Genomic DNA, 12,065 nt, shown 5'->3' on the forward strand with positions numbered 1-12,065 from the left:
ACCACCACTTCGCGGCGAAACCCCTGACAGGTAACAAGGTTACAAAATGGCAAAGCAAAGTAAAAGAATGACAAAGTGACAAGAGATTTTTTCATCCCTCAGGCTGCATCCCTTCGAAGAACCCGGAACCCGGAACCCGGAACCCGGAACCCGGAACCCGGAACCCGGAACCCGGAACCCGGAACCCGGAACCCGGAACCCGGAACCCGGAACCCGGCACCCCGTTACTTCTTGCCTGGGAATGTCCGGGACGTAGCGGATCAAGCGCGACGATTGAGCGTTTCCCGATGGTTTCTTTGAGATCTTCAACTCTCCGATTATAGTCTTTTTTAGCTTTCTCAAGTTCTTCAACCCGGCGCTGACGGGCCCCTGGCTGAAGATCCTGCAACGTGCGGCGAAGGGCTTCTTCATCCAGTTGAAGCTGTTCAGCCAGTTTCTCGAGCTGATCGTTGGCTGGTTTAAATTCACGCTCAAGAATTTCGGTTTGTTGCCGGAACTCAATGATATTTTCACCAAACTCCAGTGAATTCACAAAAGCGATTTTGGCTTCGGCTTGAGCGGCAGGTTGTTGAGCCTGTGCCTGCGGAGCACCAAACCCAAGGCTGATAGCCAGGGCAAAAACACACAAAGAAAAACGGAATTTCGACATACTACTTCTTCCAGGGTTAGGGGTTAGCGGATGGGGAAGGGGGGAAGTGAACCTGTGTCGGCGTGGTCACTGAATCCAACCCCAAACCTCTCAATCCGTTGAATTTTTAGAAGGTCCGTCCGACGGTAAACCGGACAGTGAATTTTTGCTCGATGGCCAGCAAGCGTGGATCTGGCGCACTTGGGTTGAAGACCCGAGCGTTGGGGTTGTATGCAAAGATAAGCCGGAATGGCACCTGGAGCACCGGCACCTGAACCCGAACTTCAGCTCCCAGTGAAGATCGGAAGTTTCGTCTCAGGCCACCCAGTTCATTGCTCAGCAGGACTTCGCTTCGTGTCACCTGATCACCTGAAATTAAGATCGTTCGGAACCCTTCTGGCAGAGCGCCCGGCGGCGTTTCAGGTGTCCGGGAGTCATTGATTTCCTTCTGAGTTGCGAGTAAACCTCGAGGATTCAAGACTTCGCCAAACGGCGTCAAGGTGGTGGGCAGGGCATTGGAAACCAGATTCTGGTTGTTGAGTTGGCGCAAGTTAAACACTGTTCCGGCATCGGCAAACATTGCCACCGCGACTGGACCCGCAATTGGAATGCGGTATTCAAGGTTGAGCAGCAGGTTGGTGTCGCCCCCAACCTGAGTAAACCGTGGAAAGTTACCTGGATCCTCAAGCAAGTCATCTGTAAAAGTAAATTGTTTGATGACAGATGAGTCAACCCCGCGGATGGTCTGGCCTTCCTTCAGGATCTTCAGCGTTCGGCCAGTCAGCACGTCAATCACTTTCACATTGGTGGTGGTTCGGTAATTCCGGACCTGAGCCACCGGTGAAATTGACCGGATGTTATAGCCACGGATCGTGTTTTCACCTCCCAGGAAGAAGCGGCTGAAAATTGGAATCCCTCCGACAAATGAGAGTGAGTTACTGTCAAATACTTTTCCAAATCCACTCACGTGTTGAGCCAGAATACGCATTCCAAACACGGCTGGCTGGTCTTTGCCCTGAGCCAGGAAGTTCGTGGATTTAAAGTACTTGTATTCAATCAGTGGGGAGATTGTCTTCACGTCGCCGCCCAGACCGCTAAAGCTCAAAGCCAGCGAGAGGCTGGTGCCACGGGTTGGATCAAGCGAGCTATTGAGCGTGTTATAGACAAATGACGGACTGATTGTGCTCGACGTAATCCCTGGCTGTTCGTAGGTAACCAGCAGGTTGTTGTCCGGGTTGTCGTCGCGGTTGACTGGAGGATCAATGACTTTGGTGGAGCTGAACGAGTAGGAAACACCAACCCGTGAGAAACGGGCAAACCGCGAAAAGCGCCGGGTCAGGACCGAAAGCGGAGCGCTCAGTGAAAGTGAAGCCCCAGTGGTTGACTGGGTAAAGAGCGTTTCACCACTAAGTCCAAACAGGTTGTTTCCGGCATTGACAAGCTGACCTGACGACGCGATGCCATTCACAAAATTCAACCGGCTGCTAAAGAAGGAAACTCCCAACCCAATTGGTTTTCCAAAGAGATAGGGTTCGCTATATGACAGCACGACGTTGCGCTGCCGGTTCCCGGCCTGGATGTCAACCGTCACCGACTGGCCATACCCAAACAGGTTGTTGGTTGAATAGGTGATCCCGATAAACGAACCGCCAATCCCCGAGACACCGCCGGTAAACTGGATTTGCTGGCGGCCTTTTTCTTTGACGCGGAGGTTGATGTCCACTTCTTTATTGCGTTCGTCCGTCTGAATCTGGGCATCTTCCTTTTTGATTTCTTCAAAGAATCCGAGCTGGTTCAGGCGCAAAAGACTGTATTCCCACAATTCCTGGTTATAGGGTGTGCCTTCGTCAACCAGGAGTTCACGCCGCAGTACCGTGTCACGGGTGACCGAGTTGCCCAGGAACTCGATGCGTCGAATCGTAAACACTGAGCCTTCAGTCACGTTGAGGGTGAAGTCCACCACGCCTTCCGTGGCATCTGGCGCCACCGGTTTAAAGTCCTGACTCAGAGAGGTTTCCGCCTGGATATACCCCTGGCTGCCATAGGCTTTTTTCAGGCGTTCATACACCCCTTCGCGGATCGTTTTGCCACTGGCAATATCACCTTTTTTCATGCCTGAAACGGCCAGTACCTGCTCTGGGGTAAAGATGGTCGAACCTTCAACCGACAGGTCACCAAACCGATAGAGAATGCCTTCATCAATCGGGATCGTGATTTTCAACGCGCGGCTGGGTTTGCCAAAGAAAATCCAGCGACTGCGGACCATTCCGGCTTCTTCGACCTTGGCTTCTCCGATCACTGGTCGCAAATAGCCCCGATCCAGCAAAAACTGACGCACCAGGAGCATATCATTTTCAAATTTGCCCGGATCATAGACGTCTTTGCTGGTGAAAATCGTGATCAAACTGGACTGCTTGGTCAGTTTCATCGCGCCTTTCAACTGGCGGTCTGAAAACACCTTGTTGCCTTCAAAATCAATTTTGGTCACCCGGACACGGGGACCTTCGTCCACGTTGAAGACAATGACCACGGTTGTGGCTGAAATATCTTCGACATCGGCCTTCACGCTGGCTTCAGGTCGGCCTTTTTCGCTCAGCATGCGTTGCAGTTCTTCTTCGGCACGTCGAACCTTGACCGGATCAAACTGGGAATCTTTGGTCAGGGAAATGCCTTTTTCGCGATATCGGGTGAGCACATCGCTCAACTGAACCGATTTGAGTCCTTCATATTGAATATCACGAATGATAGGCCGCTCGCGCAGAACAAACACGATGATGACGCCACCGCGAAAGCCTTCTTCGACCGTCACGCGACTTTCAAATTCATCAAAGAAACCCTCAGACACAATGGCCTGATAGTCGCGTTCAACCTGATCGCGATTGTAGATATCGCCAGGCTTGGTTGAGACCCGCAACCGGATTGTATCCGTTGGAATTCGACGATTCCCACGAAATTCCACGTCTTCAACGATACGTTGTTGAGCGGATTCATCTTGTGGGGTAGAAAGGGTTGAGGAAAAGTGGGAGACTGCGGCTTGAACCTGGAGTGGAGTGACGACTCCCAGTGAAAGAAGTGCCAAGAAAAACCAGCGTATGCGCATAAAAATAGAGCTGTGTGCCATTTGATCTTGTGCTGCCGTTGCAGTAAACGTTCCTGAGCTGATTGCCACCGTGAGAGGTGCGGCCAGCAAAAAATGATCAGGATGAAAGTGCTGTTTGATGATGATGGTGGATCTTTGGAATCAAGCCCACCTTTATGATTTCGGGTTGTTGAGCGAACAAAGACGCCAGAGTTTACCCAAATGCTGCTGACAATCAAGGGCAAGATGGTTTCAAGCGAACTCCCCGCTCGAAAAGAAAAAAGAAAAAGGAAAAAGGAAAAAGGAAAAACACCGAAAAAACCGTAATCGGGAATCCGCTGCGGAGCTTCAAGTTACTGAAAATGAATTCTTTTAACAAGACTGACCGTTGGACAACGACCCGAGCCGCGCCAAATTGATCAGAGAAAATACTGCATTTTCAGAAAATTTGCTTGATGTTGTCCCCTTGCGATTGAGAATTTCCGATTGTGCACTTCTGTTCAGGTTCACCTAGCTGACGAGTGCTGTTTTTTCCTGTTTTTTCTTTTTCCTTTTTCCTTTTTCCTTATTGAGCAAATGCTTGAGTGGTTAGTGGTTAGGAATCAATACCTTCCAAGAACCAGGTACGTTCTTAATGTGTCACCAGCGCGCCGCCGGGTTCTTCGACCGGGACTGGCCGGAATTGGATTTCGCCGCCTTCGAGCAAAACCGAAATGTGAGTGCCGGTTTCAAATCTGCCTTGAATCACCGATTCAGACAGGGGGTCTTCAATGTAGCGCTGAATTGCCCGACGTAAGGGGCGGGCACCGTAAGATCGTTCCGCCGCCGTGCGAGTGACAATCCATTTGGCGGCTTCGGATGCCAGTGACAGGCTCAGGTGTCGCCGCACCAGGGTGTGGTTCAGTTGATTGACCAGCAGATGCACAATCTGTTCCAGATCGTCTTCCGACAACGGTTCAAAGATGATGATTTCATCCAAACGATTGATGAATTCGGGGTTAAAGGTGTGCCGGACTTCGCTCATCACGGCATCTTCGATTCGGGTTTGCTCGGCACCAGCGGATGGCTGGAAGCCTAAACTGCCGCGTTTTTGGATAAAACGGGCGCCGATGTTGGAGGTCATGATGATAATGACGTTTTTAAAGTCAATCGTGTTGCCCAGGCTGTCAGATAATTGTCCGTCTTCGAACACCTGGAGCAGGATATTGAAAATGTCGGGATGCGCTTTCTCGATTTCATCAAAGAGCAACACTGAATAAGGATTGCGTTTGACGCGTTCGGTTAATTGACCGCCTTCCTCGTGGCCAACGTAGCCTGGAGGTGAGCCAATCAGCTTTGACACCGAATGTTTTTCCATAAATTCCGACATATCAAAGCGGATCATGGCGCGTTCGCTGCCAAACAAAAATTCAGCCAGCGAGCGGGCCACTTCAGTTTTCCCCACACCGGTTGGCCCGAGGAACAAAAAGCTTCCAACGGGGCGATTCGGATTTTTTAATCCAGCGCGCGAACGCCGAATGGCGCGCGCGAGGGCGGAGATGGCCTGATCCTGACTGACAATGCGTTTGTGCAATTCGCCTTCGAGCCGCATCAGCTTTTCCATTTCCTCTTCTTTAATGGAATTCATCGGGATGCCGGTCCAGCGCGAAATCACGCTTTCAATATCTTCCTTATCAACCAGCGCCACGCTTTGATCCCACATTTTTAGTTCGGCATCCAGGTTGGCGGTGGCGCTGGGCCCGGAACCTGGCCGGCGGAACGCACGTGAACTGACCAGGTGTGAAACCCGAAGCTTCACCTGTGATCCGGCTTCATCAATGATATCAATGGCTTTATCGGGGAGGAACCGGTCGGGGATATACCGATTTGATTGAAAGACCGCCGTTTCGATGGCGTCCTGGGTGTAGGTGACGTGGTGGAACTCTTCGTACTTTTCCTTGATGCCTTCCAGAATCCGAATTGCCTCATCTTCAGATGGTGCCGGAACTTTCACGGCCTGAAAGCGGCGTTCCAGCGAGCGGTCTTTTTCGATGGATTTGCGAAATTCGGCGGGTGTTGTGGCGCCAATGCACTGAATTTCACCGCGGGAAAGAGCTGGTTTTAAGATATTGGCGGCATCGAGCGAACCTTCCGCCGAACCGGCACCCACCAGCGTGTGCAACTCATCAATAAAAATGATGTACTGGGGGTTTTCGACCAGTTCCCGCATAATCGTTTTCAGTCGTTCTTCAAACTGTCCGCGATATTTGGTGCCAGCGACCACCAGACTCAAATCCAGCGCCAGAATTTGTTTATCAGCCAGAAAATGCGGTACTTCGCCGCTGACGATACGCTGAGCCAATCCTTCGACAATGGCGGTTTTGCCAACCCCCGGTTCACCAATCAGGACTGGATTGTTTTTGGTGCGACGGCACAAAATCTGAATCACTCGTTCGACTTCGTTGGTGCGCCCAATCAGCGGATCCAGATTTCCCTGGCGGGCGGACTCGGTCAAATCCCGGCTGAATTCAGCCAGATGGGGTGTTTCTTTCTTTTGGGTGGCATGCCGGTCAGATCCTGAAGTCCGGGAGAGTTCGTCGCGGATGGCATTGAGGCGTAGTCCCCGCTCATACAAAATTCGGGCGGCAACGCTGTTTTCTTCTCGCAGCAGCCCCAAAAGCAGGTGCTCAGTGCCAATATGACGATGGGAAAGCCGTTCCGATTCTTCAGCCGCAAAGGTCAAAACCCGTTTCGCTTCAGGGGAAAGCGGTAAATCAACGGTCGGAGAGGTACGTTCGCGGGGAATGGTCCGCGATTCAATATCGCGGCGGATGGATTCAATCGAAATTTGTGCGCGCACCAGGAAGCGGTTGGTTAAGCCTTTATCTTCGCGCATGAGACCGAGCAGGATATGTTCGGCATCAATGGCAGGCGCCCCGAACTGACTCGCCTCGTAACGAGCGAAAAAAATAACGCGACGGGCTTTTTCAGTGTATCTCTCAAACATTCTTTATTCCTTATTGTCTGCTAGGGTACCAAGTTGCCTCTGGCGGCTCTGTAGTGTTGGCTGGTAGGGGTCTTTGAAGAGCGGGAATTCATCAGCAACTTCAGCAAGATGAAAAATTATAACGACAGGCTGGCAAAAGGCAAAAGGGAATTATCCAAAATCTGGCAGGTTGCGTACGGTGGCCAGGAGAGTTCAGGGTTGCGGGTTGCGGAGTTGCGGGGTTGAATAAAGTTAAAAATCTTTATAAGTCAAAGAGTTATATGGATTTGAACCTGGTGACGGGATAACTGGATCGAAAATGCCTCAATGATGAAGCGGTATCAGGCCAGCCGGCCATGTTCAAAATGCAACTGCCGGGTACACCCCTGGGCAAGCGTTGGATTGTGGGTGACGATCACGGACGTCAGATTTCGTTCCTGGTGGAGTTGTCGCAGCAGATCCTGAATGCTTTCGCCGGTGCGTTCGTCCAGGTTCCCAGTTGGTTCATCAGCCAGCAATACCTTTGGATTATTTGCCAGGGCCCGCACGAGTGCCACGCGCTGGCTTTCACCCCCTGAAAGTTCTGATGGACGATGATGGGCACGTGCCTTGAGCCCAACCCGGTCGAGTAATTCGGCTGCCCGGCGGGCACTTTCTTTGAGTGAAAGCCCGGCAATTAACATCGGCATTTGAATATTTTCCTGAGCCGAAAATTCCGGGAGCAAATGATGAAACTGGAAGACAAACCCAATGTTTTGATTGCGAAACCGATGCAGCGCTCCGGCTGATAATTCCCAGATCGAGGTGCCGTCAATTTCCACCCGGCCCCCAGTTGGACGGTCAAGCCCTCCCAAAATATGGAGCAAGGTTGATTTTCCCACCCCAGACGGCCCGGTAATTGCCAGCGATTCTCCAGGGGCGACTCCCAGCGACAGATCCTCAAAAATGTGAAGTGATTCTGTTCGCGTGGCATACACGCGTTTGATCCCCGTCGCTTTCAAAACGAAGGGGGCGGTTTGTGTCTGGATCGGTGGTTGAGCAGGGAAGTGGACTTCATTCATCAGGGTTGCCTCTTTTAGGTTGAAGAATAAATTTTTGTTAAATTTTGAATGGAAATAAGGAATAATTTTTCTATTATTTCCTAAATTATGTAGAACGTATTGATTCAATCTTGATTACTGAACCGGAAAAACCCTGGTTGTTGACTGGATGAAATAATTTAAAATGTTGATAAAATAGGGATTAAGAAAAAATCAAAATTCTGGATTTAATGGATCGGGTAATATCTTGTGTTTTTATTATTTCAATTTCTTGGATTTTATCAGAAATTAATTCTTGTTATTACACTATTTTCTTTTTCAATAATCGTGGTAAACATGAAGGGCCAGCCGACGAATGAACCAAACGACCAATTCATTCAAACTTCATGACGAAACTGAAAAGGAACAATCTGTGTATGAACTGGAAACAATCTCGATCCCATACGAGGCAGATTCTTTCGGTGGCGTGCCTTCTGCTGGCCGGTATTCTGGTGGTTTCACACCTGGTAGGCCAAACAAATGCAGCCGGCAGTTCCCGAAAATATGCCTGGGCAGCTCCTGCTTCACACATTCCAACCCTCACCCCGTTTGTTCAGGAAGCTGAACTACCCCCCTGTGCGCAAACACAACAATTTGCGAATCCAACCGGTGTACCGGCCACCATTCCGGATGGAGATACTGGATGTATTTCGCAGGTCATTACCTCAACCATCACGATCAGTGGGGCTGGAACGTACCTGCACGATCTTAATCTGCAAACCTTTATTCGGCATCCATTTTGTAGCGACCTGCACATAACGTTGACCTCCCCGCAGGGAACAACCGCCACGGTCACAAGTGAAAATGCGGGTGGCGGTCCACGCGCCAATGTGTTTAACGGAACAATTTGGGATGATCAGACCGATCCGGGTGGGCAGGTTCCATACACAAATAACAATAATTTAGTAACCGACCGGCTGTATGTAACCAATGTTGTGGCGCCGCAATTGGTACCAGAGGAAGGATTTTCGGTGTTTCGAGGTGAAAATCCAAATGGTGTCTGGACTCTGACCATTGGCGATGAATTTACCGGGCCGCCGTTGGATGGATTGGGCACCCTGGATAACTGGTCGCTGGATCTCACAAGCCTGGCCGCCGCCCCGATGGAAACCACAAGCGGCGTTTTTGCCAACACCACTCCGGTGGTAATCCCAGTTCCCCCGGTGACGGGACCAAATGTGGTTACTTCAACGATCAATGCCACCGGGGTGGCTGGGTTCCTCAGTGATGTGGTTTTGACTACGGATCTCTCGCACACCCGCTGCCAGGACCTGGACATTACCCTGACATCGCCAACGGGAACTGTGGTGACCATTACCACTGACAATGCCGGAAGCGCCCAAAACGTGTGGGGCAGTGTTCCTCTTTCAGGATCAGCCAGGCAAACCGTTTGGAGTTCGACCGCTGATAATCGAGCTGCCAACGAACCGGATGGAAGTGGCAACTGCGCCGGGTTTCAGGAAGGTGAGCTGGTGTGTACGCTGGCGGGCACCCGCTGTGACGAACTTCCCTTCCGCTCATTTCGAACGGGCAGCGGTTTTTTCACCTTTGTCTACTATAACAATGGAACCGTGGTTGATCACCGGTATGTGACCAACCAGCTCGCCGCGACGCTGACACCTGAAGAATCATTTGGGGTGTTTGATGGTGAAGATCCGAACGGTACCTGGACACTCACCATCAGTGACGACAATCGCACCAGTGGTGGTACGCTCAACAACTGGTCGCTCCAATTTATCACGCGTGACACGGCTACCTTCAATGGGTGTATTGAGTTGCCTGTTTTATATGTGGCGGATACCGTCAACCATCGGATTCAGACCTTTGACGGAGCTGTCTGGGCACGCATTGGGCAAGCCGGCCCAGGTTCGCTGAGCGGTCAGTTCCGTAGCCCCGAAGCCATTACCGCCAGTGTGGATGGTCAGACCATCTATGTCGCCGATACCGGAAACAACCGGATTCAGGTCTCGACCGATGCCGGAGTCACCTGGGCGGTCATTGCCACGCTGGGGTCAGCTCCTAACCAGGTACGGTCTCCATCAGGTGTTGCTTTGGACACTCAAGGTAATCTCTTTATTGGGGATACCGGAAACAACCGGGTGGTTCGGTATACCGGCGGTGATCCCTTGCAGGCTACGATTTTGGCCTCCTCTGGATCAGGTCCAGGGCAGGTCCGAACGCCGCATGGGCTCGTGGTTGATCCAAATTTCCGGCTTTTTGTGGCTGATCTTGGCAACAAACGGATCTTGAGACTCGACGAAGCCAACCTTGAAACTTTAGTCAATCAGGCGGTCACAGTGGCTACGTCTGGTGCCGCATCAACTCAGGTAAACGCTCCTCAGGGAGTCGGCACCGATAATCTGGGCAATCTCTATGTGGCAGATACCGGAAATAGCCGATTGCTCGTGTTTCCAGGTGGAATACCAGGTCCAGCCACGGTTTTGGCAACCCAGGGCGGTGCCCTGGGGCAGGTGCGATCACTTGAAGGCGTGACCGTGACGGCCTTCTTAATGGGCGATTTGGCTGGTGGATCATCACTCATCGTCGGCGACACGCTCAATCATCGGGTTCAAGGACGACTTCTGGCTGGCGGCGCCTGGCAACTGGTCGGAGTGCCCAACAACGCGGGTTCGTTGATCGGCCAGTTCCGCAATCTGAGCAAGATTCGATGACGGCAGGTGACAAGGTGACAAGGTGACAAGGTGACAGAATGACAAGGTGACAAGGTGACAGAATGACAAGGTGACAAGGTGACAGGATGACTAAGGTGACAAAGTGACAATGTGACAGGATATTTGGGCACGCTGTCACCTTGTCACCAGGTCATTCTGTCACCAGGTCATTCTGGTCACCCTGTCACCTTGTCATTCTGTCACCTTGTCACATTGTCACCCTGTCACATTGTCACATTGTCACCCTGTCACCCTATCACATTGTCATCCTGTCACATTGTCACCAAGTCATTCTGTCACTTTGTCAGTTTTCACCCCTGTCGAATCCCTTCAACCGGATCCAGCCTGGACGCCTGCCAGGCTGGATACAACGTGGCAAAAAAGCTAATCCCCATGGCAATCAGAAGGACCAGCAGGGTATCACTGATTGAAAACCGAAATGGCACGTAGGAAATCGAGTAGGTTCGCGGGTCAAGCTGAATCAACCGATAGGTATCACCCACAATGGCCGTCACTGCGCCAATGACTCCTCCCACGAGAGTGCCCACCGCCCCAATTACCACTCCTTGAATCATAAAAATAGCCAGAATATCGCCCGATGTAGCCCCCATGGCGGTCAAAATCGCGATATCCCGTTTTTTTTCAACCACCAGCATAATCAAGGTGGTGACAATGTTGAGTGCCGCCACCAGGATGATCAGGCTGATACCGACAGCAAAGCCAAGCCGCTGCAAGTTGAGCGCCGCAAAGGCTGGCTGGTTGAGTTCCTGCCAGTCGTTGGTGACAAATTCAGGTCCGGCAAGGGTTTGGACGGCGGCGGCGACTTCTTTGACCTGATAAATGTCATCCAGCATGATCTGGATGACCCGGGCGCTTTGGGCTTCTCCGGTGAGTTCCTGCGCGGTTTCGAGCGCAATATATCCCCAGGCTGAGTCATATTCATACAGTCCAGACTCAAACAGACCGACCACTTTGAGGGTGAACGAACGGGGCAAAATTCCGACCGGCGTCAGGTCGCCTTTATCTCCCGGCGTGACAATTTGGAGGACTTCACCAATCCGCACATTCAGGTCTTCCGCCAGTTGTTTTCCAAGGATCACGCCTGGAAATTCACTGCCGTCCGGATATTGAGTCCGACGCAGGTGTTGAATGTTTCCACCTGGGAGGAGTGTCTGATACAACTCAATCCCCTGGACGGATCCAGTCAGGTCAACCGATTTCAAAATTCCCATGGCTGGATGTTGGGGGCCTGAAAGCAGCACGGTGTGATAGCTTGTGGCGGCGGCTGATTTGATGTGTCGAACCTGACCGATTTTCTCAATCAATGCGGCAGGGTTTTCAATCGGGAGGTCGGCTTTTCGCAGGAGGTTCAAATGGGACGTGCCACCCAGGATTTTGGTGCGTAGTTCGTGCTCCATCCCGCTTTGGAATGCCAGCACGCTCACCAACGCCCATACTCCAACCGTGATACCCAGGGCGGCAATGGCACTGATGATTGAGAGAACTTTTTGACTTCGTCGGGCGCGCAAATACCGCCAGGCAATAAAGAGTTGATATGGCATTGAATAGGACGGGTTTGTTCGTTGGGTTGAGTACTTGTGGAAGATTCCAGGGCGATTTGAACCCTGAAACCCACGAAGAG

6 protein-coding genes are annotated in these 12,065 nt (G+C 51.5%); 1 reads left to right on the top strand and 5 read right to left on the bottom strand.

What is annotated here, in order from left to right:
• Positions 1–91: 91 nt before the first annotated feature.
• The 4 genes from HY774_04885 to HY774_04900 all read right to left on the bottom strand — a co-directional run bounded on the left by HY774_04885 (position 92) and on the right by HY774_04900 (position 7,733).
• Positions 92–649 carry a hypothetical protein gene (locus HY774_04885; GenBank protein ID MBI4747798.1) on the bottom strand — a complete coding sequence of 186 codons (558 nt, stop codon included), beginning with the start codon at positions 647–649 and terminating at the stop codon, positions 92–94.
• A gap of 106 nt (positions 650–755) precedes the next feature.
• The gene (gene bamA / locus HY774_04890) at positions 756–3,728 is read right to left on the bottom strand and encodes an outer membrane protein assembly factor BamA (protein ID MBI4747799.1); all 2,973 of its coding nucleotides are present in this window, start codon (positions 3,726–3,728) and stop codon (positions 756–758) included.
• A 610-nt stretch (positions 3,729–4,338) separates the two neighbouring features.
• Positions 4,339–6,693, bottom strand: a complete 2,355-nt coding sequence (locus tag HY774_04895; protein ID MBI4747800.1) for an ATP-dependent Clp protease ATP-binding subunit — start codon at positions 6,691–6,693, stop codon at positions 4,339–4,341.
• A gap of 320 nt (positions 6,694–7,013) precedes the next feature.
• Positions 7,014–7,733, bottom strand: coding sequence for an ABC transporter ATP-binding protein (locus tag HY774_04900; GenBank protein ID MBI4747801.1), 720 nt, complete (start codon positions 7,731–7,733; stop codon positions 7,014–7,016).
• Between the two features lie 395 nt (positions 7,734–8,128).
• Here HY774_04900 and HY774_04905 point away from each other — a divergent pair, with 395 nt between their 5' ends.
• A complete protein-coding gene (locus HY774_04905; protein ID MBI4747802.1) occupies positions 8,129–10,423 on the top strand; it encodes a proprotein convertase P-domain-containing protein in 2,295 nt (764 codons plus the stop codon).
• A 311-nt stretch (positions 10,424–10,734) separates the two neighbouring features.
• Here HY774_04905 and HY774_04910 read toward each other — a convergent pair whose 3' ends face one another.
• Positions 10,735–11,985: an ABC transporter permease gene (locus tag HY774_04910; protein MBI4747803.1), complete on the bottom strand. Its 1,251-nt coding sequence runs from the start codon at positions 11,983–11,985 to the stop codon at positions 10,735–10,737.
• Positions 11,986–12,065 lie beyond the last annotated feature (80 nt).

This window comes from Acidobacteriota bacterium (genome assembly GCA_016208495.1).
Taxonomy (GTDB): Bacteria; Acidobacteriota; Blastocatellia; order Chloracidobacteriales; family Chloracidobacteriaceae; genus JACQXX01.

Excerpts from the sequence above, each read along its gene's own strand:
- HY774_04885 (MBI4747798.1), bottom strand. The coding sequence starts at position 649 with ATGTCGAAATTCCGTTTTTCTTTGTGTGTTTTTGCCCTGGCTATCAGC.
- bamA (MBI4747799.1), bottom strand. The coding sequence starts at position 3,728 with ATGCGCATACGCTGGTTTTTCTTGGCACTTCTTTCACTGGGAGTCGTC.
- HY774_04895 (MBI4747800.1), bottom strand. The coding sequence starts at position 6,693 with ATGTTTGAGAGATACACTGAAAAAGCCCGTCGCGTTATTTTTTTCGCT.
- HY774_04900 (MBI4747801.1), bottom strand. The coding sequence starts at position 7,733 with ATGAATGAAGTCCACTTCCCTGCTCAACCACCGATCCAGACACAAACC.
- HY774_04905 (MBI4747802.1), top strand. The coding sequence starts at position 8,129 with ATGAACTGGAAACAATCTCGATCCCATACGAGGCAGATTCTTTCGGTG.
- HY774_04910 (MBI4747803.1), bottom strand. The coding sequence starts at position 11,985 with ATGCCATATCAACTCTTTATTGCCTGGCGGTATTTGCGCGCCCGACGA.